Here is a 21,522-nt window from a genome sequence, read left to right on the forward strand (position 1 = left end):
GTTTATGGAGTATAGCACATCGATTGTTAATGCAAAAAAAGAGCGACCTATGAGAATGAAACCATTCACCTCATGTGTCGCTCTTCTTTAATAAGTTTAAGTTAGATTTTGATTTTATTCCTGTTCCTGATCTTCGCCGGACTCATCAGAAGCTTCACGAACTTTATACTTGTCCAGACGTGTCTGCTGATACTCACGCAAGGCCTCTTCACCCACAATCACTTCAACCCGGTGAATGTTCATACCTTTACCCATGAATTTTTGCTCGTACTCCGTCATCACATGTTCTTCATTCAATCCATCACGATGCAGATTCAAAGAAATATTGGTCATTTGCAGCCCGAAGTCGGCAATGGCGTTGAGTGAGAAATCAAACAGTGTCTCCGAATCGGTTTTGAAATGAATCTGACCTTTTGGATTAAGCAGTTCCGTGTATTTCTTCAGGAAGCGCGGATGCGTCAAACGACGACGTGCATGCTTTGCTTTTGGCCAAGGGTCACTGAAGTTCAAATAAATGCGCTCCAGTTCTTCCGGTTCAAAAACTTCTTCGATCTGTTCAATATTTGCCAGCGCAAGTTTCAGGTTCGGAGGTGTCTCCACATCAGCCTGACTCCACGCATTACGAGCTTTCTCACTGGCACGACGCACCAGTTCATCATACATATCAATACCGATGAAATTATATTCCGGATATTTATAACTCATTTGGCTGATAAATTGGCCTTTACCCATACCAAATTCCACGAAGATCGGGTGATCATTACCAAACAGTTCAGACCATTTTCCTTTATGTTGCTTCGGGTCCAGTACAACAAGATCAACTTGTTGCTCCAGATTTTCTCTTATCCCTTTTCTGCCACGTAAACGCATTTTATTCCTCCGTTTGTCCCATACTTGTCTCAGACTTATTTTGCCGAAGAACTGGCAAATTGTAAAGAGCAATGAAAAGGGAATCTTCGGATCTGCCACTTTGGGCAAATCTCAAAGATTCCCTCTTCGATTTATTTGGAATTGGGGTCCAACTACTTTAGTAGTTCATAGTCTACCTTATCTTGGTGTGAAAAATCAAATGTCTTTTCGAAAGCATCGCGAACTTTTTGTCTTGCAGCCGCTTTCACTTTCGGATTTCCATTAAAACGAACACCTGTTAAAGCCAGTGCTTCTTCTGCCGTCAATTCAACAGACACATGATTCAATTCTTTGTTTTTAACTTGGGAATTCATTCATATCACCTCACGGTATAGTATGGTCCATGACGTCAATCTTGATTCAAATGCTATGATGAATAATACCCATTAGATGGTGTCTGACGCTGATTTAAATATAACATAAGGTGTAAACTATAGCAAGGAGAAAACCTTGATTTTACGGCCTATTTTTGCGTTTCGATTCCCTTTTTTTTTAGTTTTTTGATACAATGATAAAAGTTCATGAAGACACCTATACTCGCTATCAATCGTCTATGACGGAAATCGCATAGCGCTTCTTCTTTTGTTCACGTATGATTACGGTAATTCGACAGCCAAAGGAGTACCCTGAAGATGAATGCACCTGCATTACAGTCCCCTCTCCTGTGGGGAGATAAACGATTCCATACCTGGAATTATGAGATGCGAGATCAATTTAACAATAAGGTTTTCAAAGTGATGCTGGATGCTGGATTCACCTGTCCCAACCGCGACGGTTCCATTGCCAAAGGTGGTTGCACCTTCTGCAGTGCGCGTGGATCAGGCGATTTTGCTGGCAGCAGACGTGAAGATCTGGTCACCCAATTCAATACAATTCGAGATAAACAGCACCTCAAGTGGCCTAAAGCCCATTATATTGGCTACTTCCAAGCCTATACGAATACGTATGCTCCGGTTGAGGAGCTGCGCGAATATTTTGAAGAAATTCTTGAGCAACCCGGTGTTGTTGGTTTGTCCATCGCCACTCGCCCGGACTGTTTGCCAGATGACGTTGTTGATTATTTGGCTGAACTGAACGAACGCACCTATCTGTGGGTTGAGATGGGCCTTCAAACGATCCATGATTCCACATCAACATTGATTAATCGCGCGCACGACACGAAGTGTTACGAAGAAGCGGTTGAGAAACTGCGCAAACGGAATATACGTGTGTGCACACATATCATATATGGTCTGCCTCAAGAGACACATGAGATGATGCTGGACACTGGACGTGCAGTTGCCAATATGGATGTACAGGGAATCAAGATTCACCTGTTACATCTCATGCGCAAAACACCAATGGTGAAGCAATACGAAGCCGGTCTTTTACGTTTTTTGGATCAGGACGAGTATATCAAGCTGATCGTAGATACACTGGAGATGCTTCCTCCGGAAATGATCGTACACCGCCTTACAGGCGACGCACCGCGTGATCTGCTGATTGGGCCGATGTGGTCCATGAACAAATGGGAAGTGTTGAACTCCATTGATCGTGAGCTGCGAGAGCGGGATTCCTGGCAAGGTAAGTATTGGAGGCGAGCATAGATGGGCTTTCTTTCAGTTCTCAGCTGTGCACATCAGTGGATTGCTTCCCGCCTACAGCCAGGTGATCTGGCCATAGATGCAACGGTGGGTACAGGAGCAGACACACTATTTTTGGCACAACAAGTTGGCAGGCGTGGTCAAGTCATTGGATTCGATATTCAAAGTGAAGCCCTCACGCTGGCACAGGCCCGGATTCGAAAACAAAACGACGAAGCCAAGCTTGGCTCCATTTCCATGCTTCAACTAAGCCATGATCGAATGACAGAAGCGGTGCCTGAGTCATGGCCTGGTGCGGTTGGTGCAGTCATGTTCAATCTGGGGTACCTGCCTTCAGAAAGTGCAGATTCCTCCATCATCACCGAGACTGACAGTACGATCGCTGCACTCGAGGCTGCACTCGCTTTATTACGTCCTCGCGGAATCATTACGGTTGTGCTCTACCCCGGTCATGAAGGAGGCGCACAGGAAGCATCAGCCGTATTGGAATGGTCTTCTGCCCTTCCGGTGGAACAGGCACAGGTTGTGATGTATCGCCAATTGCAGCGAGAAACTTCTCCTTTTCTGATCGGAATCGAGAAAAAATAATTTCCTTTGTTCACCAAATACAATAAACTAGACACAATCGCAAGGCGAGCTTTTAACGGCTTCTTCTTACTGCGATCTGTGTTCTACATCTACATATGCAAACGTATTCACTTGTTTGCTCATGGCGACTACATGCCCATGACTGATTAAAGCGATCCACCATTTCATATACTAGAGGAGAGATTACTGATGTCTACGCCATACCCATTACAATTCCAACCTGAATTCAAAGAACGTGTGTGGGGCGGTCGTGCGCTGGAGCAATTCGGCCTTACGCCCCCTGAAGGACATATCGGAGAAGGATGGATGATTGCGGATCATCCAAACGGTACAACCAAGGTATTAAATGGAGCACTGGCTGGCAAGGGTCTGGATGAAGTTCGTGAACAACTGGGCACCGAATGGCTCGGAACAAAAGGCGTCTCTGAAAAAGGCGGACGTTTCCCCCTTCTGATTAAGCTGCTTGACTGCAACGATGACCTGTCCGTTCAGGTTCATCCAACAGACGAGTATGAGGCACTGCCTCCTGGCGAGCTTGGCAAAACAGAAATGTGGTATGTACTCGACGCAAAACCGGGCGCACACATCATCTATGGCTTGAATGAAGGCGTTGATCGGGCAACATTAAAAGAAGCATTGGAAAACGGCACGGTGATGGATACCCTTCGTCAGGTACCTGTTGAAGCTGGTGATACGTTCTTTATCCCTGCCGGAACAGTACATGCGCTCTGTGCAGGTGTCGTTGTTGCTGAGATTCAGCAAAACTCGGATACGACGTACCGGATATACGATTACAATCGTCCAGGGCTGGATGGCAAACCACGTGAGTTGCATGTTGAAGACTCATTAAATGTCACCGCCTATGAGGGCGCAGGTGCCTCAACGATGAAAACAAATAACGCTACACCTGGTGAATGGCTCAAGCTTGCGGAATGCCCTTATTTTGTGGTGGAAAAAGGGATTGTGACTGAACGGTGGGAACTCTCCACCAATCCTGACAGCTTCACGATTCTCGTTGTCTGTGAAGGAGAAGGAACTTTGGAGTGGGCACATGCTGAATCAGACAGTATTGAATTGAAAGCTGGACAATGTTATCTCTTGCCAGCCAATCTGGGTTCTTATACATTAGATGGAAATACCACTGTTCTTCGCTCTTATCTGCCATAAATCAAGCTTATATGTAACCTGTGAAGGAGGAATTACACGAGATGCAGGAATCTACCTTTGCCTTGGTCGCTAGTGAAGGTACCCGTATTCATGTGTACCGCTGGCTTCCCGATCCGGAATGCAAAGTTAAAGGTGTAGTGCAAATTGCACATGGCATGGGCGAGACGGCAGCCCGATACGCCGAATTTGCCGGCATTCTTACCCAAAATGGCTATGCGGTTTATGCCAATGACCATCGGGGTCATGGCAAAACTGTGGAGAATGCCAAGTTGCTTGGTAATGCTGGTATCGATGCCTTCCGCTGGATGGCGAGTGATATGATTAATCTGGGCGAAGTTGCCGCCAAGGAGAATCCTGGGGTGCCCCTGTTTCTAATGGGGCATAGCATGGGCTCATTCTTGGTGCAACATCTCATGTACGCTGGTCATGAGCAGTACCATGCCTTTATTTTATCCGGTACAAACGGCAGACGTGGTCTGCTCCGATTTGGAGAGAAGCTCGCCTTTTTGCAATGCGGCATTCAGGGGGCTACTCATCCCAGCATGCTGCTCAACGCGATTGTATTTGGTGGATTTAATCGCTCTTTCCGCCCTGCAACGACACCGTTTGATTGGTTGTCCCGGGACTCACAAGAGGTTCAGCGATTCATTGATGATCCCCTGTGCGGAGCAGTCTGTACAGCAGGCTTTTTCCGCGACTTCTTCAAATTGCTGCTTGAAGTACACCTTCCACACAATATGGAGCGCATACCCAAACACAAACCCGTATACCTGTTCTCAGGTGAGAAGGACCCTGTCGGACTTCATGGCAAAGGCGTTCTTAATCTGGTCTCCCAGTATAAGAAGCTTCAGCTGGAGAATATTGAGTATCGCCTGTATCCGGATGGACGCCATGAAATGCTGCATGAGATCAACAGAACAGAAGTGGCTCAGCACGTTGTAGACTGGCTAGAGCGGAATACCCCTGGCTCGAATACAAACGAAAGTCCGTTGAACCCTACTGAGACGGCTGACTCTATATAATAGAGTCGGAGGCAACATACCAAGAGCAACAGCAAAAGAAACCCCTGAATCGGATGTGCAGCTCACGCTGCGCTCCAGTTCAGGGGTTTTCTTGTTAAGCGATATGAATAATAGCTATAAACAAGCTTTATGGATTAACCTTCAATTAACAGGGATTCCGGGTCTTCAAGCAGTTCTTTCACGGTCACAAGGAAACGTACAGCTTCACTACCGTCGATAATCCGGTGATCGTAGGACAACGCGATGTACATCATTGGACGGTTCCCCATCCGCTCTGCATCAATCGCCACTGGACGAAGCTGGATCTTATGCATCCCCAGAATACCCACTTGAGGTGTATTCAGAATTGGCGTAGACAACAAGGAACCAAATGTTCCACCATTAGTGATGGTGAACGTTCCACCTTGCAGATCAGATAACGCCAGCGTGTTGGAACGAGCTTTGGATGCCAGGTCCGCAATGCTCTTCTCGATCTCGGCAAAGCCCAGACGATCGGCATCACGCACAACCGGTACAACCAGTCCTTCCTTCGCAGATACGGCAATGCCGATATCATAATACTTTTTGAGCACAACATCTTCGCCATCAATCTCTGCGTTAATTGTAGGGAATTTTTTCAAAGCTCCCACAACCGCTTTGGTGAAGAAGGACATGAAGCCCAGGTTGATCTCATGTTTCTCTTTGAACTTGTCCTTACGGCGTTTACGCACATCCATGATCGCAGTCATATCAACTTCATTAAACGTAGTCAACATGGCTGCTGTCTGCTGAGCCTCTACCAGACGTTTGGCAATGGTCGCACGGCGGCGAGACATCCGCTGACGCTCCACTGGTTTGGTATAGGTAGAACTTCCAGCTGCCGGAGCACTTGGTGCTGCTGGAGCTTTACTCGCAGGTGGAGCAGCAGGAGCAGGCGCCTGATTGTTATGGCTCTTCACATCATCCTGGTATACCCGTCCAATCGGATCTTTGCTCTGAACCTGATCCAACTCGATACCACGTTCACGTGCAAGCTTACGAGCAGACGGTGAAGCCGTCTTGGCACTATCGGATGACTCCGGTGCTGCCGCAACAGGTGCTGGTGGTGGTGTTGGAGCTTCAGGTGCAGGAGTAACGGCCTTTTTCTCTTCAGCTGCTGGTTCGGAAGCGGGTGCACCGCTTCCTCCTCCAGAACCAGCTGAGAGTGTACCGATCGTTTCACCGATCTCTACCGTCTCTCCTTCCTGACGAATGATCTTCTCCAGCACGCCACTTTCTTCTGCGCTGATCTCAATATTTACTTTATCCGTTTCCAGTTCAAGAAGCACATCACCCTGATTAACGGTATCCCCTTCTTTAACCATCCATCTGGATACAGTTCCCTCAGTTATTGACTCACCCATTGCAGGTACTTTAATTTCACTCACAGCTGTTACCTCCCCAGTGGAATATTATTCTTCGTCGTTTGTTTCAACGCAGATGTAATAATCTGTTGCTGTTCCATACTATGCACAAGCTGATAACCGCTGGAAGGACTTGCGTGTTCCGGGCGACCTTCGTATCTAACGGTTGTGCCTTCCGGGGCAACTTCACGAAGACGAGGCTCCATGTATGTCCAGGCACCCATGTTTTTGTTTTCTTCCTGTACCCATACCAGTTCTTTTACATTGCTGAAACGTGCAAATATACGTTTGATCTCTTCTGCCGGGAACGGATATAGCTGTTCCACTCGAATGATGTGAAGCCATGACCAATCTGCTTTATCTTTTTCAAAAGCATCTTCCAGGTCAATGGCAATCTTGCCACTGCACAAAATAATGCGCTCTACGCGATCCGGCTGTGTACCCAGTCCGGCTTGCTCCAGCACAAGCTCAAACTTGCCTTCACTGAATTCAACTGCCGGTGAAGCAACACGCGGATTTCGAATGAGACTTTTTGGTGACATCATCACTAGTGGACGAGCATCTTCCGTTTCAGTCAACGAAGCTTGACGACGCAACAAGTGGAAGTACTGAGATGCACTCGACAAGTTGGCAACCGTCATGTTGTCTTCTGCACAAAGCTGCAGGAAGCGTTCAAGACGAGCACTTGTATGCTCAGGTCCCTGACCCTCATTCGCATGTGGAAGCAACATGACCAGACTGGATTTTTGAGACCATTTGGCACGCCCCGATGATACAAACTGGTCAAAAATAACTTGTGCACAGTTGGCAAAGTCACCGAATTGAGCTTCCCAGATGACCAATGTATCGGGTGAATATACGTTATATCCGTATTCGAATCCAACAACGGATTCTTCAGACAACGGACTGTTATAGATTGCAAAGGATGCTCTTGCCTGTGGCAAGTGATGTAATGGGCAGAACTTTGCTCCATTCTCCGAATCATGCAACACCAGATTCCGATGAGCGAATGTTGCACGTTCTGCATCCTGTCCACTAATCCGAATTGGCTTGCCATCTGCCAGAATGGTTGCAAATGCGAGTGTCTCCGCAAGGCTCCAATCCACTTTTTCCCCTTCGTTCAGGGAAGTGCTCCGGCGTTGCAAAATCCGCTGTAACTTCGGATACACGTTGAAGTTCTCAGGCCATTTCAGCAGATCGGCATTAATGCTGCGCAGATTCTCCAGTGGTACCGCAGTCGGAGTAATCGTAACAGCCTCCGGGTCACTGATTTTCCGTTGGTAATATTCATGTACTTCGTTTTTCTTCATCTGGTCATAAGCTTCTTTTAATTTGTTCGTTACTCCATCGCGAATGCTCGTAATGGACGCATCATCGATAACCGATTCCTGTTTCAACTGATCCTGATACAAGTGACTTACCGTTGGATGGTTTTTCACCTTGTCATACACGATAGGTTGAGTTGTTTCGGGATCATCGGTTTCATTATGGCCATAACGACGGTAACCAATCAAGTCGATCAGGAAATCCTTTTTGAAACGATTCCGATACTCTGCTGCCATACGGATGGCTGCAATACAAGCCTCCGGATTGTCCGCATTCACGTGTACAATCGGAATCTCGTACCCTTTAGCAAGGTCACTTGCATAGTACGTTGAACGGGAATCACCGCTATCTGTAGTGAAACCCAGACGATTGTTGACGATAATATGGATGGTTCCGCCATTCTGATATCCTGGCAGAGCTTTGAAGTTAAGTGTCTCTGCAACGATCCCTTCTCCAGGGAATGCTGCATCACCATGCATTAAAATGGTAGCTGCCTTCGTTACGTCCTGCTTCGGATATCCAGGGTCACGACGGTCATCCTGAGCCGCACGTGCAAACCCTTGTACAACCGGATTAACGTATTCCAGATGGCTCGGGTTATTCGCCAGAGTAAGGCGTGCCTGTACAGTTTCCCCGTCTTTTACAAAACGATTGGCACCCATATGATATTTGACATCCCCCGTCCAACCGTAGTTGATTCCAGTCGAACCTTCCGATGGAACCAAATCTTTGTTCGGAGCATGATGAAATTCAGAGAAAATTTTGCTGTACGGTTTGCCCAAAACATGAGCCAGTACATTTAACCGTCCACGGTGGGCCATCCCCATCAGAATGTGGCTTGATCCGGCTTCTGCCATGATGCGAACAGCTTCATCCAGCATCGGCACAAGCACATCGTTACCTTCGATGGAGAAACGTTTCTGCCCAACAAATGTTTTGTGAAGATAATCTTCAAATTGCTCAACTTCAACCAAACGTTCCAGCAAAGCCTTACGTTCTTTCGGCGTAAGCGGAGCCGGTGATGTCCGGGATTCCGCACGACGATTCAGCCACTCACGCTCCTGAACTTCGTGCACATGACTGAATTCGTAGGCCATGGGTCCAGTGTATATCTGACGCAAGCGTTGGATTGCATCCCATCCGGTTGCTGTCTGCCCATCTGCACCTTCCCAGATCAGGGAAGCAGGCAAAGCTTTCAGATCTTCTTCGTTTAATTCAAAATGCTGAGGTTCCAGCAAAGATGTGTCTGTATCTTCACTGATTCCAAGCGGATCTATATCTGCAGCAAGATGACCATAGGTACGGATGTTCCATACCAGTTTACCCGCTGTAACCGCTTTCTGTAATAGTTGAATGTCTACGCTTCCGGAAGCCGATTGGGCGTTGCCGGAATTCAAGGTTGTGCGTGCATCCCTGCCAGACATCGGCGGTGCACCCCATTGTTCAAATAGTTCACGATAGGCCGGTGTAACCGAACCAGGGTCTTGAGTGAATAATTCATATTGTTCCTGTACGTATCCCATATTGGGGCCATAGTAACTTTCCCAGGGCTTCTTGTTGCCTTCCACGATCGTCATCGACGTTCCCTCCGTCTTGATTTAGTCATAAGTTTTTGACGGAAATCATTGACTAAGCCGTAATTTGCGTTCGTTCAACATTTTAAGCGAAATTTTTCATGAAGTCCAATAATCGTGCTGTTGGTGGTAGTAACGTTAGTCCGACGCTCCCGTCAAGGTTTGTCTGCGTTTTCAAAATCAAAGTAAAACAATGATTGTATATACCGTCGCACAGATGTCGAATACTGTCCTGATCCGTTCGAAGGTTACACTTTCTCCTCTTCTTCAAGTGAAGTCCATGTTCTAATATCTATTCTATAAACTTTTACGCTCAGGAGCATTTCCTATTTTTAGTTCAATTGATGCATAAATTAGATGAATCGAATAAATCGATCAATTTGAGCAGAACAACGAACGCTTAATTACAACAAAATAGGCATACGATCTCCCATTTTACCTCCTTAATTGAATTGTGGTCCATTATGTTCAAAAACAAACCGTCAAGTTAAACATTAACCATTTGACGTCACATTCAACAAATAATTGGGGTTTTCTTCAGGAGACCAACTGAAAAAGCTGACCCAGACATAAATTATCCGAGCAGCTTGATTGAATTCAGCAAATTTAAGTTAACAATAAAGTTGAGGATGCGCATCAAGATGTGCTTTGACTAATCATATACTCTGCAAACGGCGTTAGGGAAAGATCTCTAACCTGCTCCAGAGTAAACCAGTCCGCGCCCAGCGAATCTTCACCATCGGGTTCTTTTTTGATATGATCCGGCTGACTGGCTGCGGTCAAAACAACATCATACAACATCCCGATATGGTGCAACTCTTCCGGCTTACCTTGATGCACCCATTCCAGTACCGTAGACTCCGCAGAACGAATCATCACTTGTAGATGGGTCAGGCCCGTCTCTTCTTCAAACTCACGATGAAGAGCAGTCTCTGGCTGCTCGCCAAATTCCAGCCTTCCGCCTGGTAAATCCCATTGCCCCTGATATGCTCCGCGAGCCTTATGAATCAACAGGAATTGGTCCTCCCAAACGACCAAGCCATATACCCCAATATGTGTATGCCGATTCACTTAAGGGCTCTTCCTTTCGTTTTCATCCTCTGTAACAGCATCCAGATCTATGGCCATACGGATCATATCCACACAGCGGATACCATCCTCTATAATCTCTTCCTCATAATGCCTCACAAAGAAGTCACGATCAACCCCGATAATGCGGAAACCGCAACGTTGGTATAACTTCAATTGATGAAAGCTGGAGTTGCCTGTCCCAATCTCTAGAATTCGACATCCCAGTCTACGTGCAGCTTCCATCGCTTCCTTAATCATGTGTTTGCCTACACCTTGTCCCTGCAGTTCTTCCTGTACGGCAATATTAACAATCTCCGCAGTCTCCGGACGAGTCTTCAACAATACGAACTCCCCAACCATCTCTCCTTCATACTCGGCAATAAAACAAACACCCCGACTCAGGTACTCATCTACAATTGCTTTTGAAGGATCAGCCATCAATAAAAGTTCGTAGGGTCTCTCTTCTTCCCAGTCCAAAATCCGGAACGACAATTTCATGCCAATCTCCACCTTTTCATCGTACAATATTCATTTACGTTCTGTTTGCAGAAGCCTATGTATGGCAAATCCACAAATATATCATTCTTCATTTCAACAAACTAGTTTACTCCATCTATTAATCACACACTATTAACCACAGACTAGTCATCTCCTATAAAAATAGTAAACTTCATTATATCATAATATTTGGATATAAATATATAGATATGGATGATACATTTTGAGGCATTCTTTTTATCCTAACCCAAGCTTAAATGCTCATGGATTAATTTCCATTCCCCATCAAGCGTCGCCGCAATGTATTCTTCCAGGGCATGCTGGTATCCCATGATTTTTCCTCCTTCTGACGTTTTAACTTATCGGGTCCCACTCTGTTCAAGTACCGAATCGCTATACACCATAAATGTCTCTTGCAACGTACGTCCGGATGACTTCTCCCAGATCACACTCCGCTCAAAAGTGCCTTTTTGGAAAAAACGCGGGAAACGTTCAGCAAACCAATCCTGCATAGGCAGCTCAAAAACCCGCTTCATAGGCACCCATAACAGTTCGCCTTCGGGCGGATCTTGCAATAACTGACCCTCGAATGAAGTCGCCAAATAGTTAAATACCATGTACCGCAATCCTTGTTCGGGATCACAGAACTCATCAAGCCCTTTATACGTAATCTCATTGACCGCTAGCCCCGTCTCCTCCAGAACCTCCCGCACGGCACCATCCACGATACTCTCCGGAAAGTCTACCTTCCCCCCAGGAGCGATGTATCCCGGAAATCCTTTGCGATCCGGCCGATTCATTAGCAACACCTGATCATTCATTTTGTCCCATACCATACACATCGTTAATATTTCTATTCTAGTATCCATATTGGTCCTCCTGCTAACATTCGCTTCTCTGCTGTACACTAACATTTCTGGGAATAACCTGTGTTTTCCTTCTTTATTCCCACTCTGATTCATTGCAATTTTCACCGGTCTCACAGTATAGTCTATGATGATATATATGCATACGAAAGGCGGACGCCCTGTACACCTGTACATAGAAGCCCGCCTGTTTGTGATATTCTATGCTGCTCTGTACTCAAGCTTGGAGTTTCCAGTTCTCAGTTCAATTCCGTAATCAATACCCGGCGTTCCTTCCATTCAGCCCGGCGATAAGCCTGTTGCATACCAAATTTGCGGATACTTGCCTTTGGCACCGATTTATAAGGCAAAACGACCGTAAAGTCCTCATCAAACGGGAAAAACGACAGGCCTACTTTTTCATTGGATAACCACTCTGCCTGAATTGGTTGTCTGGAACAGGCATCAAACGTACAACTGAGCCCTTCTGCAAAAAAATCATAACGCGCAGCAGGTGTTCCAGGTTCCTCCATACAGAGAAACAAACTGAGCTGATCACAGAAAAGCATGATCTCCACATCACTTTGCAACCTCTGTTTCAGTGCTTCAGCATCACCACCAAGCTGTTTCTCCCAATCCAGCTGACGTTCGTGTTCTTGTTGCAGATAATCTCGGATGTCATCATCATCCTGAGCATTGGCCCCCAGATTTTTCTGAAACAGTTCCGTATACATCAAGCTACACAATAATCCGGCGTAGAGGTTTTTCTGACGAACTTCTTCAATCCCTTTATGGTAGAATACAAAACGCGGACGCAATGGAAAATCACGAAACGAATACGGCGATTGACTGTAATCATTCCAGAATGGAGATGAATCCAGTTCAATCCAGCCACGGTCATGTTCCTTGGCCGCTAGAATCAATTCATCCCGATGCCCAGCATCGGCTAGTAATTCATTTTTCCAGTGGGAAGCCATCTCACCGGCTACTAATCCATGCTCATGCTGTGCGGTCAAAACAAAATCATGCTCTCTCTCATATACGATCATGTGCTGTCACCCTTCCGCATGGTATACGTTGACTTTAACATAAATTGGGTTAAACTTTCCTATAAGTTGGTTTTCGCTCCATTTTGACGAAAGGCATTATGAAATGCACAATGTAAAGGTGTTGTCAGTTTCCTGAAATTTGATACACTAAAGGTTGTGTCCACAATTATATTACATACAGAAAGCGGGATCTCATGAATTTATACTCTCCTTACATCGAGTTTAACCGCAAGGAATGGGCTGAACTTAAAGAACATCAGACCACTCTGCCACTGACGGAAGCCGAATTAGAACAGTTAAAGGGATTGAATGAAGAGGTATCGATTCAAGAAGTCGAAGATATATATTTGCCTCTTACCCACTTTATTGACCTATATGCAAGAGTTTCACGAGAGCTGAATCGACTGACGGCCTCCTTTATGAAAAAAGAAGCCCTCCCCACCCCCTACATCATTGGAATTGGGGGAAGTGTTGCCGTGGGCAAAAGTACAGCGGCCCGCTTGCTACAGGCACTGCTCGCCAGAGGTAAGAATAGCCCGAAGGTTGACCTTGTCACAACCGACGGTTTCTTATATCCCAATGCCGTGCTGCAAGAGAAGGGCATCATGAACCGCAAGGGATTCCCGGAAAGTTATGATATCAAATCCCTGATTCAGTTCATGGGTGATGTGAAATCTGGCAAACCCGAAGTGAAAGCACCCGTATACTCTCACCTCGCCTACGATGTCATTCAAGGGGAAGAGAAACAGATCTGTCAACCGGATATTCTCATTATTGAAGGCATCAATGTACTTCAGATCAAAAAGGAAACGCCTTTGCTGGTTAGTGATTTCTTCGATTTTTCCATCTACATTGATGCGGAAGAAGAGCATATACGACACTGGTACGTTGAGCGTTTCAAGCTGCTCCGCAATACAGCGTTCCAGAACTCGGATTCCTTTTTCCATCAACGATTCGCCAATATCGATGAAGAAGAAACCGTTCGTACGGCCAACCAGATCTGGCAGGATATCAATGCCAAAAACCTGCATGAAAACATTTTGCCAACCAAAGGGCGTGCCAGACTGATTCTGAAAAAGGAAGCCGATCACTCCATTGGACAGATTCAATTGCGCAAACTGTAGATAACACTCGTGCAGTACACTTTGATGTTATATCTAATTACCCTTAAAAGGAGAGAAAAACACATTGCAAACCCTGATTATACTCGGCAGTATTATGATGTTCCTGGCTGTTGCTTTGGGTGCTTTTGGTGCACACGCGCTCAAGCGCAAACTATCCGCTGACATGATCAAAATCTATGAAACCGGTGTTCAATATCACCTCATCCATGGACTTGGCATCATCCTGATCGGACTGCTGGCAGACCGTCTTGAATCCTCTTCACTCGTCATGCTTGCCGGATGGCTGATGTTCGCCGGGATCATCCTGTTCTCTGGCAGCCTGTACGTTTTAAGTGTAACGGGTGTTCGCAAATTGGGAGCCATTACCCCACTTGGCGGAGTCGCATTTTTGGCTGGATGGGTTATGATCATGATTGCCGCATTATAAATATGCCCCGTGGATAAACGAAAAGAGTGTTCTGGCTGATATAATATCGCTGGAGCACTCTTTTACTGTTTAATCTGTCCAAATTCTTCGAATGGTGGACAGCCCTTCATCTGGTCGTTGTCTCTCCAGCACATACACATCCGGGTTAGACAGTTTGGTCCACTCTTCATAACCAAAGGATGGTTCATACTCACGAATAAGCAGTGATAACAAGTTCCCATGTGTAACCGCGGCCCCGTGCTGTTCCGGTCTGCTCCACAACTCTTCCAATAGTGCCAGCCCCCTTGCAGCCGCGTTTCTAGAAGATTCCCCGCCTTCTTCCACCCAATCCACATCATCATATGTACGTTTCAGTACATCCATCCAGTTAGGCAGATCAAGAGAGCTAAGTATCCTCTCCTGGAGACGTTCATCCGTATGTATATGTTGCAGCGTTGCTATGCCCAGTGGCATAGCCGTCTGAACGGCCCTTTTCCATGGACTGGAGACAATATACGATATGGAATGATGAGCCAAGATATCTGCAAGTTTTTCAGCCTGCCTGATCCCTTCATCTGTAAGCTCTGCATGGGGTTCCTGCCCTGTGGCCTTGGCGTGACGGATAAGGTAAATGGACTGCATAGCTATCACCTCCTATGGTGTAACCTACTTGGAGTTCATCTCAAGATATTGAAGTGCACTGTACATCTTCTCCTGCTCTTCCGGTCGGCCTGATGAACTGAGGAAAGTGACCTGTTCCCCTGTTCTGTCTCCATGTTGAGCCACCAGTCCAAGCCGCTGCTTCAGATGGTTCACCGTACCTGTACTGCCATCAATAATCTGTATATGATCGGGCAGAACCGTGCGCAGAATGGACGTATAGAATGGATAATGCGTGCAACCAAGCACCACTGTGCCATACCCATGAAGATCGAGATCTGCCAGCTTGAACCGGAAATAATCAGCGATTTTGCCCGGATCAAAATCCAGCTGTTCACACCACTCCACAAGTTCCGGCAGCGCAATGGAATCCACACTGTGGTGATCATCAACACGTGATACCAGTTCGTTATACTTGGTTTGGCTCAAGGTGAGGGCCGTAGCAAATACAAGCACTCTCTTTCCACTATCACGATTCATCTCCACGGCTGGTTTCACCGCAGGCTCCATGCCAATGATCGGGATATCGTACTTGGCGCGCAGATCCTTCACAGCCAGACTTGTTGCTGTATTACAAGCAATCACGATTGTCTGGACATCCTCCTTAACGATGGCTTCCACACAATCAAAAATATGTCCTCTAACCTCATCCGCAGACTTGGTTCCATACGGGACATGCAGGGTATCTGCGTAATACAGGAATTTTTCTTCCGGAAACTGTTGTAATGCCTGATGCAAAACGGTTAAACCACCGATGCCTGAATCAAAAAAAGCAATTTTCTTATTCAAGGATTTCACCTCTATAATGTATTCTTTCCGGTTCCAAGAACCTCTCAATGCTGCTCATGCTGACTTGAGGTGAGGTTTGTACTTCCGGCTCATCACACACTACAGTGCTTGACGACTTGCGGGAACCATTCCGGTTACGGATCGTTCTTCTGATCGCTAACAAAGGCGAACGCTATCGCTTCTTCAGAATCGATTCCGCCCCCTCCATTACTTCCGCTAAGTCAGGTACTATAGAGAAGATAAGCCATTATTCTACGCTCATTTTATACTGTCTGAGCCAGTCCTTGCCACTATGCCACGCCTCTACAGGGTTAAGCTCTCCGAGCATTTCAGTACTTGCCTGAGCCATGATCCATTCCTTGAGACCATTATCCGGACTGGATTCGAGCTGCTGTAGCAGGAAAGGCAGTCCTGCCTCCGCCGTATTCAAGATGTCGTCGTAAGCCTCCCGGTTACCAGCAATATAATCATTCGGATTGCTACTGGTCAGGAGGACAGGGTCGCTAACCATCTGCTGCAACTTGCTTTCAATGGTTGCTGATAATGCTTGGTCTTCTGTCCAAGTCGAACATGCTGCTACCGTCAATGCTGTGCATACGGATAACAAACCCAGAATCAGTCTTCTGCGATTCACTATACCACTCCTTTCAACAACGAGTTAACTCAACAGATTCAGCTTTCATGCTCAAGCCCCCGGCCAACTACAGAACAAGTTCCCATTGTTCTTCGGTAAGCTCCTGACCTGACAACATCTGCTTGCGGACTTCCTTCACTTCAAAGCCCACAGATTGATATAATCTACGCGCGCCGATCAAAGACTCATTGGTCCACAGGATCACGGATGTGTAGTCCTTTTCTTTTGCAAAAAGAATGGCCTGTTCGATAAGCTTCACGCCCCATCCTGCACCACGTGCTTCCGGTTCGATCAGAAACCAGCGAAGTTGAGCCGTATTTTCATTCACCTGAGTAAGTCCTATGGAGCTGGAAGCTGTCTGATCTAACTCAACAATCCATAACATCTCCCTCGAATGATTGCCTTTAAGTCCAAACGAATTCACCGCATGGGTGATAAATTCAGCAAAGCTATGATCATAATTATACTCGTTTCGATAGATTCGGATATGTGCTTCAATGACATACTGCAGATCCTTTTGTACGAAAGTGCGGATCATCAGACATCACAGTCCTTCCTCAAATCCACAGTTGTGATACTGAAATCCACACCGAACTGGATTAATCCGAGTTTACGGGCAACATGCTGTGAAGCGAGATTATCCCAAGATGTACTGTAGATTGGCATGCATCCACGCTCCTTGACATAATACTGCCAGCACTTTACCGTTTCCGCTGCATATCCATGTCCTCTATAACCGGGTGTCGTATACAGGCTCGCCTCTGCACCATGAAGGGAAACCCTTGCAGAGCAGCACACTGCCACAGCAGAATCACCAATAACATAAGCGGAAACAGGCCATTTTTCATGCAAGTGATCTGTTAATTCAGGGAAATGCTCTGCCAGCAAATAACGCTGCCCCTGACCAATCAACTGAACCTCCAGATTCCATTCATTAGATGACCCAGGAAAAGCATAGGCTGGTCCCATCCACACATGGTTAACTGGCTCAAAGGTTCCCACCTTGCGAATCAGTTTTGGAATATCCAATGGATGCTCGCAATCCTTACCCAACTCATCCATTAGATCCGGCGGTAACTGCTCATGGTAATAGATCAGTGAACCGGCAGAAGTCAACCCGATAAAAATGGCTGGAGCCTGCCCACCACCCGGCTCGTTAATGCTTAATAAACGCTGCTGCTCATTGATTGTATATAACGTGCTCGCCTGTATTTTCAACATTTCCATAGACGACAGGTTCGATTTTGGCACCATAACTATGAAGTTAACCTTTGCAATAATCGTTTGCCTTCACTGCCTTTACCCGCTTCCTGCTGCTCCAGAAAATCGGATAATTCACGTAAATCAGCAGGGCGATATCCAGCCCCGCACCCGCAATTATGAAAGGTATAACCATGGCAATACAGAATCATCACTTTGGTCCATTGTTTGGTATCATTTTGCTTAGGTGCCTGGAAATCCTGTCCCATGCTGACCATAGACGCAGCACACTGCGGACATTTATATTCAAGTTGTGCCACCACTTCAGGGCTCAGGTCGTATCTGGAAACTTGTTTAAAAGATTTGCGACAATTGAAGCATGCATAGATGTCTTTGTATGGTCCCGACATGGCATATCTGCACATCGTCTGCACCCCCTTAATAATTTCCATTATACGGTATTTCTCACACACATACGAATGGATTTTGCGTATTTGCGAATATCCTCTTCACTCCACTCATTGATCTTGCATCGCAGCTTGTTTCCAAGCCTCACCAAGTTCCGCCATTGATGCGTACCGCTGGGACCGATCGGCGCTGACTGCACGTATCACAACTTGATACAACGCTTCTCCAGCATCCCATCTGGCATAGGAACGATCTTTCTCCCCACCCAGCAACCCAAACGCCATTGCCCCCATATTGAATACATTGGTAACCGCATCTATGGGTGCACCCAGCTCAAATTCCTCCGGAGACATAAAGCGGGAAGATCCCCACATGCGTCCCATAGTATTAGTGAAAGAGCCCTTCCGATACAAGTCGATATCACAAATTTTCATCAAGTTTTTGTCAAAATCATAGATCAGACTGCCATCATACAGATCCACAGCCACATAACCTCTCCGTTCCACCTCGATATGAAAATTCAGAATCTGTTCCATCGCCCGAATGCGCGTCTTCACTGGGAGCTTTCTGAACCGATAGTAGGGCGAACGTGGATCTTCATACTTGGCTGGAGGTGGGAAATACCAGTGGGAATGCAGACATTCCCCATCTACCCAGTCGAAGACACAGGCATAGCCCTCATCAGTTGCAAAATGATCTGTTAGTCGAATCAACGTGTCATGCGCCAAATCTTCATAAACGGAAACAGATGATTTCAGATTACGAATGGCTTCCGGGGGACTTCCTGTATGATTCGCATGAATTGTATGTGCTCCCGCATACTTTACGAACAATCTCTTTCCATCCTTTTGCACGATACCAAAGGAGAGATTTCCTGAATCCTGCTGATCGAATACGCGAAATACCGTACCCATGGGCCGTAACCACTCGAAAGAGTGGGCTTCTTTTATGACAAACGAAACACCGTCTATCTCAAGTTCAATCTGATCTGTCATAGGACACCTCCTGTGTTAACATCATTATGCAATCTTGAGTGCTCTGTATAAAAGTAATTCATATGCGCCTCATCATATCCCTGACCATGGACTTCCAATGCGTTACGCTCGATGCCGTAGACTTCAAATCCATATCGCTCATATAAACGTCTGGCTGCTTCATTTGTTGTCACAACACTCAGATTAATCTGCTTGATTCCCTCCAGAAGCCTTCCCCGATCCAGCACCTCGCTGAGCAAACGCGAAGCCAGCCCACATCCCCGATATGGCGGAGCAACATAGACGCCCCAGATCATGCCTTTGTGCCTGAGTTTCAGGCCGTACTCCCTTTTGAAACCCATCATTCCCGCCAGTGTTCCTTCTTCTGAGTATGCTCCCAGAATATAATCATCCGGTTCATTATGTATACGTTCCTGCACTTCACTCATGGGGAGTTGAACGGACAACTCGAACGAAGCCCCGAAGGCTTCAGGATGTGTTCTCAGTGCTTCCAGTCGCAAAGGCCAGTAGATGTCTGCTTCATCCCGTTGAATATTGCGAATGATATAGGTCTTTAGCCTACGATCTGCATTCATTCTTCGACCACTCCCTGCATCTCATAAGGATAATCGATCTGAAGTTTTACATTCGCTGCCGCTTCCTGTCCTGCAAGCAACCCAACAACATAAATCCCCAGATCAATGGACGTGGCTACTCCACCAGCGGTAATTACATTTCCATCTTTTACAATCCGCTTTTGAATCACCTCATCGACATACGGCTGAAGCAAATCATATGCATGAGGATGTGTTGTTGCTTTTTTACCGGATAAAAAACCAGCTGCACCCAGCAGCAGAGAGCCTGTGCACACGGAAACCTTCAAAGGCACAGACTCAGCCTGTCTCAGCCAACCTACAAATGCCTCGTCATATCGAAGCTTGCGCGTTCCCATACCTCCAGGGATAAACACGAGATCATATTCCGACAGGTCAGGCTTCACTCGATCCACTTTCAACGTTAGGCCAGACTCATCCGTGACCTGATCTGTCATTGCACAGGTTTCCCACGTCGTTCCTTTGGTAGGTTCAAAGAAATTCAACCGATTGATCACATCATAAAACCCTGCAAAATCAAGGAAAGTCAGTCCATCAAACAAAACGAATGCAATTTTCATTGGTAACCTCCGCGTTTTAATTTGGAGCATCCTGATTATGTTTCTGATTCCGATCCCGTTCCATTGCTTCCTTCACCCGGTCACGCGCTGGCAGCTTGCTATTGATATGAAAGAGCAGACCCACAATCGCAAGAAGTAAAATAATGACGATGAGTTCGAATATGGCTAACCCCTCCCATTCGCAAACTGTACAATTTTGGCTCCTGCCTAATCTCTATTTTAAACCACGGGCGATAATCCGCTCCAGCCACTTCCACGGTAGCAGTGCTTTACCTATGATGAGCACACGCGAACCTTTTCCGAGCGCATATCGAAGTCTTGGTGCACGCATCCGTGCAATTCGGCCAATCAGATCTGCCACTTCCTGTGGATCAGGTGCCGTCTCGCTCGCATGTTGGGAATAACGAAGAACCGCATCCAGCTTATGCTTATATGGGGAGTTCTCGCTCCGGTGAATCTCACCCAAACCTTTATTCCAGATCGGCGTGCGATAAGCACCTGGTTCAACCAATACCACCCGAACGCCGAACGAAGACATCTCATGCCGCAGACTTTCCGTGAATCCCTCCACAGCGAATTTGGAGGCAGCATAGGGCGCATACCCTGGAAAACCGGACAACCCACTTACACTGGACAAGTTAATAATCAGCCCCTGCTTCTGTTCACGCATCACAGGCAGGACCGCACGGGTCACAGCGATTAATCCAAACAGATTCGTATCCATCTGGCGCCGCCAATCCTCCATCGATACTTCCTCAATGAACCCGCCCACTGCAAATCCCGCATTGTTCACCAATATATCGATTCGGCCATTGTTGTGAAGTACGGTCCCCACAGCTTTCTGCACCGATTCAGCATCGGTCACATCCAGTTGCACATATTGCAAACGTTCGGTTATCCCCGCCTGTTCAGCCAGCTTCACCAATTCTTCTCTTCGACTCAGATCACGCATGGTAGCAACAACGCGATATCCCTGCTTGGCAAGGGTGATTGCGGTAAGCATACCAAAACCACTGGATGTACCTGTAATTAAGGCCACAGGAGCGTTTGCTCCCTCCTGCCTCTTCTTCACTACATCCGAAGCTGTGTCGTTTCGTCCCTGTCTTACTTCGGTTTGGTGTTCCTGTACTGTCATGCGT

At 46.6% G+C, this 21,522-nt stretch carries 24 protein-coding genes; 6 read left to right on the top strand and 18 right to left on the bottom strand.

Going from position 1 to position 21,522, the window contains the following annotated elements; all coding sequences use genetic code 11:
- Positions 1-114: 114 nt before the first annotated feature.
- Together trmB and AC6CIF_RS03875 are read right to left on the bottom strand one after the other, a co-directional pair.
- Positions 115-870, bottom strand: a complete 756-nt coding sequence (trmB, locus tag AC6CIF_RS03870) for a tRNA (guanosine(46)-N7)-methyltransferase TrmB (RefSeq protein WP_076209226.1) — start codon at positions 868-870, stop codon at positions 115-117.
- A gap of 152 nt (positions 871-1,022) precedes the next feature.
- Entirely contained in the window at positions 1,023-1,223 is a 201-nt protein-coding gene (locus AC6CIF_RS03875; RefSeq protein ID WP_017689675.1) for a hypothetical protein, read from the bottom strand.
- A gap of 318 nt (positions 1,224-1,541) precedes the next feature.
- Between AC6CIF_RS03875 and mnmL the strand changes: the two genes are divergently transcribed.
- The 4 genes from mnmL to AC6CIF_RS03895 all read left to right on the top strand — a co-directional run bounded on the left by mnmL (position 1,542) and on the right by AC6CIF_RS03895 (position 5,269).
- Positions 1,542-2,495, top strand: coding sequence for a tRNA modification radical SAM protein MnmL/YtqA (mnmL, locus tag AC6CIF_RS03880; RefSeq protein WP_036669734.1), 954 nt, complete (start codon positions 1,542-1,544; stop codon positions 2,493-2,495).
- Positions 2,496-3,080 carry a tRNA 5-(aminomethyl)-2-thiouridylate-methyltransferase MnmM gene (mnmM, locus tag AC6CIF_RS03885; RefSeq protein ID WP_498197971.1) on the top strand — a complete coding sequence of 195 codons (585 nt, stop codon included), beginning with the start codon at positions 2,496-2,498 and terminating at the stop codon, positions 3,078-3,080.
- Between the two features lie 189 nt (positions 3,081-3,269).
- Entirely contained in the window at positions 3,270-4,247 is a 978-nt protein-coding gene (locus tag AC6CIF_RS03890; RefSeq protein WP_289391826.1) for a type I phosphomannose isomerase catalytic subunit, read from the top strand.
- A 41-nt stretch (positions 4,248-4,288) separates the two neighbouring features.
- Complete coding sequence (locus AC6CIF_RS03895; protein ID WP_498197973.1) at positions 4,289-5,269, top strand: alpha/beta fold hydrolase; 981 nt, start codon at positions 4,289-4,291, stop codon at positions 5,267-5,269.
- Positions 5,270-5,403: 134 nt separating this feature from the next.
- On the opposite strand, the gene odhB is transcribed toward AC6CIF_RS03895, so the two are convergent.
- The 6 genes from odhB to AC6CIF_RS03925 form a co-directional block, all read right to left on the bottom strand.
- Complete coding sequence (gene odhB / locus AC6CIF_RS03900; protein ID WP_498197975.1) at positions 5,404-6,675, bottom strand: 2-oxoglutarate dehydrogenase complex dihydrolipoyllysine-residue succinyltransferase; 1,272 nt, start codon at positions 6,673-6,675, stop codon at positions 5,404-5,406.
- 5 nt (positions 6,676-6,680) lie between these two features.
- The gene (locus AC6CIF_RS03905; protein WP_498197976.1) at positions 6,681-9,554 is read right to left on the bottom strand and encodes a 2-oxoglutarate dehydrogenase E1 component; all 2,874 of its coding nucleotides are present in this window, start codon (positions 9,552-9,554) and stop codon (positions 6,681-6,683) included.
- A gap of 633 nt (positions 9,555-10,187) precedes the next feature.
- On the bottom strand, positions 10,188-10,622 hold the full coding sequence (locus tag AC6CIF_RS03910) for an NUDIX domain-containing protein (protein WP_498197978.1): 435 nt from the start codon (positions 10,620-10,622) through the stop codon (positions 10,188-10,190).
- Positions 10,623-11,120 carry a GNAT family N-acetyltransferase gene (locus AC6CIF_RS03915; protein ID WP_036610208.1) on the bottom strand — a complete coding sequence of 166 codons (498 nt, stop codon included), beginning with the start codon at positions 11,118-11,120 and terminating at the stop codon, positions 10,623-10,625.
- A 359-nt stretch (positions 11,121-11,479) separates the two neighbouring features.
- Positions 11,480-11,989, bottom strand: coding sequence for an 8-oxo-dGTP diphosphatase (locus tag AC6CIF_RS03920; RefSeq protein WP_339309022.1), 510 nt, complete (start codon positions 11,987-11,989; stop codon positions 11,480-11,482).
- Positions 11,990-12,225: 236 nt separating this feature from the next.
- Complete coding sequence (locus tag AC6CIF_RS03925) at positions 12,226-13,014, bottom strand: DUF3891 family protein (protein WP_091032893.1); 789 nt, start codon at positions 13,012-13,014, stop codon at positions 12,226-12,228.
- A 194-nt stretch (positions 13,015-13,208) separates the two neighbouring features.
- Here AC6CIF_RS03925 and coaA point away from each other — a divergent pair, with 194 nt between their 5' ends.
- On the top strand, positions 13,209-14,138 hold the full coding sequence (gene coaA, locus AC6CIF_RS03930) for a type I pantothenate kinase (RefSeq protein ID WP_498197981.1): 930 nt from the start codon (positions 13,209-13,211) through the stop codon (positions 14,136-14,138).
- 64 nt (positions 14,139-14,202) lie between these two features.
- The gene (locus AC6CIF_RS03935) at positions 14,203-14,565 is read left to right on the top strand and encodes a DUF423 domain-containing protein (protein ID WP_076252477.1); all 363 of its coding nucleotides are present in this window, start codon (positions 14,203-14,205) and stop codon (positions 14,563-14,565) included.
- A gap of 69 nt (positions 14,566-14,634) precedes the next feature.
- On the opposite strand, the gene AC6CIF_RS03940 is transcribed toward AC6CIF_RS03935, so the two are convergent.
- From AC6CIF_RS03940 to AC6CIF_RS03985, 10 genes are all read right to left on the bottom strand, one after another.
- Positions 14,635-15,186 (bottom strand): histidine phosphatase family protein, encoded by a 552-nt coding sequence (locus AC6CIF_RS03940; RefSeq protein ID WP_498197983.1) that lies wholly within the window; start codon positions 15,184-15,186, stop codon positions 14,635-14,637.
- Between the two features lie 24 nt (positions 15,187-15,210).
- On the bottom strand, positions 15,211-15,993 hold the full coding sequence (gene murI / locus AC6CIF_RS03945; protein ID WP_498197985.1) for a glutamate racemase: 783 nt from the start codon (positions 15,991-15,993) through the stop codon (positions 15,211-15,213).
- 247 nt (positions 15,994-16,240) lie between these two features.
- Positions 16,241-16,627 (bottom strand): hypothetical protein, encoded by a 387-nt coding sequence (locus AC6CIF_RS03950; RefSeq protein WP_076209239.1) that lies wholly within the window; start codon positions 16,625-16,627, stop codon positions 16,241-16,243.
- 67 nt (positions 16,628-16,694) lie between these two features.
- Positions 16,695-17,165 (bottom strand): GNAT family N-acetyltransferase, encoded by a 471-nt coding sequence (locus AC6CIF_RS03955; RefSeq protein WP_076209240.1) that lies wholly within the window; start codon positions 17,163-17,165, stop codon positions 16,695-16,697.
- Complete coding sequence (locus AC6CIF_RS03960) at positions 17,165-17,881, bottom strand: GNAT family N-acetyltransferase (protein ID WP_498197988.1); 717 nt, start codon at positions 17,879-17,881, stop codon at positions 17,165-17,167. Before AC6CIF_RS03960 ends, AC6CIF_RS03955 begins: the two co-directional genes overlap by 1 nt.
- A 2-nt stretch (positions 17,882-17,883) precedes the next feature.
- Positions 17,884-18,279, bottom strand: coding sequence for a hypothetical protein (locus AC6CIF_RS03965; protein ID WP_498197989.1), 396 nt, complete (start codon positions 18,277-18,279; stop codon positions 17,884-17,886).
- A 66-nt stretch (positions 18,280-18,345) separates the two neighbouring features.
- On the bottom strand, positions 18,346-19,230 hold the full coding sequence (locus AC6CIF_RS03970) for a serine/threonine-protein kinase (RefSeq protein ID WP_498197991.1): 885 nt from the start codon (positions 19,228-19,230) through the stop codon (positions 18,346-18,348).
- A complete protein-coding gene (locus tag AC6CIF_RS03975) occupies positions 19,227-19,805 on the bottom strand; it encodes a GNAT family N-acetyltransferase (RefSeq protein WP_498197993.1) in 579 nt (192 codons plus the stop codon). Before AC6CIF_RS03975 ends, AC6CIF_RS03970 begins: the two co-directional genes overlap by 4 nt.
- Complete coding sequence (locus AC6CIF_RS03980) at positions 19,802-20,383, bottom strand: DJ-1/PfpI family protein (protein ID WP_498197995.1); 582 nt, start codon at positions 20,381-20,383, stop codon at positions 19,802-19,804. The genes AC6CIF_RS03975 and AC6CIF_RS03980 overlap by 4 nt, the downstream gene beginning before the upstream one ends.
- Before the next feature lie 214 nt (positions 20,384-20,597).
- Positions 20,598-21,518 carry an SDR family oxidoreductase gene (locus AC6CIF_RS03985; protein ID WP_498197997.1) on the bottom strand — a complete coding sequence of 307 codons (921 nt, stop codon included), beginning with the start codon at positions 21,516-21,518 and terminating at the stop codon, positions 20,598-20,600.
- Between the last annotated feature and the right edge of the window lie 4 nt (positions 21,519-21,522).

Source organism: Paenibacillus sp. GQ49, from assembly GCF_059759055.1.

Coding starts and splice junctions, on each gene's coding strand:
- AC6CIF_RS03890 (WP_289391826.1), top strand. CDS start 3,270: ATGTCTACGCCATACCCATTACAATTCCAACCTGAATTCAAAGAACGT.
- AC6CIF_RS03925 (WP_091032893.1), bottom strand. CDS start 13,014: ATGATCGTATATGAGAGAGAGCATGATTTTGTTTTGACCGCACAGCAT.
- AC6CIF_RS03970 (WP_498197991.1), bottom strand. CDS start 19,230: ATGACAGATCAGATTGAACTTGAGATAGACGGTGTTTCGTTTGTCATA.
- mnmM (WP_498197971.1), top strand. CDS start 2,496: ATGGGCTTTCTTTCAGTTCTCAGCTGTGCACATCAGTGGATTGCTTCC.
- AC6CIF_RS03875 (WP_017689675.1), bottom strand. CDS start 1,223: ATGAATTCCCAAGTTAAAAACAAAGAATTGAATCATGTGTCTGTTGAA.
- mnmL (WP_036669734.1), top strand. CDS start 1,542: ATGAATGCACCTGCATTACAGTCCCCTCTCCTGTGGGGAGATAAACGA.
- AC6CIF_RS03975 (WP_498197993.1), bottom strand. CDS start 19,805: ATGAATGCAGATCGTAGGCTAAAGACCTATATCATTCGCAATATTCAA.
- AC6CIF_RS03940 (WP_498197983.1), bottom strand. CDS start 15,186: ATGCAGTCCATTTACCTTATCCGTCACGCCAAGGCCACAGGGCAGGAA.
- AC6CIF_RS03960 (WP_498197988.1), bottom strand. CDS start 17,881: ATGGTGCCAAAATCGAACCTGTCGTCTATGGAAATGTTGAAAATACAG.
- AC6CIF_RS03985 (WP_498197997.1), bottom strand. CDS start 21,518: ATGACAGTACAGGAACACCAAACCGAAGTAAGACAGGGACGAAACGAC.
- AC6CIF_RS03920 (WP_339309022.1), bottom strand. CDS start 11,989: ATGGATACTAGAATAGAAATATTAACGATGTGTATGGTATGGGACAAA.
- AC6CIF_RS03955 (WP_076209240.1), bottom strand. CDS start 17,165: ATGATCCGCACTTTCGTACAAAAGGATCTGCAGTATGTCATTGAAGCA.
- AC6CIF_RS03965 (WP_498197989.1), bottom strand. CDS start 18,279: ATGGAAATTATTAAGGGGGTGCAGACGATGTGCAGATATGCCATGTCG.
- AC6CIF_RS03895 (WP_498197973.1), top strand. CDS start 4,289: ATGCAGGAATCTACCTTTGCCTTGGTCGCTAGTGAAGGTACCCGTATT.
- coaA (WP_498197981.1), top strand. CDS start 13,209: ATGAATTTATACTCTCCTTACATCGAGTTTAACCGCAAGGAATGGGCT.
- trmB (WP_076209226.1), bottom strand. CDS start 870: ATGCGTTTACGTGGCAGAAAAGGGATAAGAGAAAATCTGGAGCAACAA.
- AC6CIF_RS03905 (WP_498197976.1), bottom strand. CDS start 9,554: ATGACGATCGTGGAAGGCAACAAGAAGCCCTGGGAAAGTTACTATGGC.
- AC6CIF_RS03915 (WP_036610208.1), bottom strand. CDS start 11,120: ATGAAATTGTCGTTCCGGATTTTGGACTGGGAAGAAGAGAGACCCTAC.
- AC6CIF_RS03980 (WP_498197995.1), bottom strand. CDS start 20,383: ATGAAAATTGCATTCGTTTTGTTTGATGGACTGACTTTCCTTGATTTT.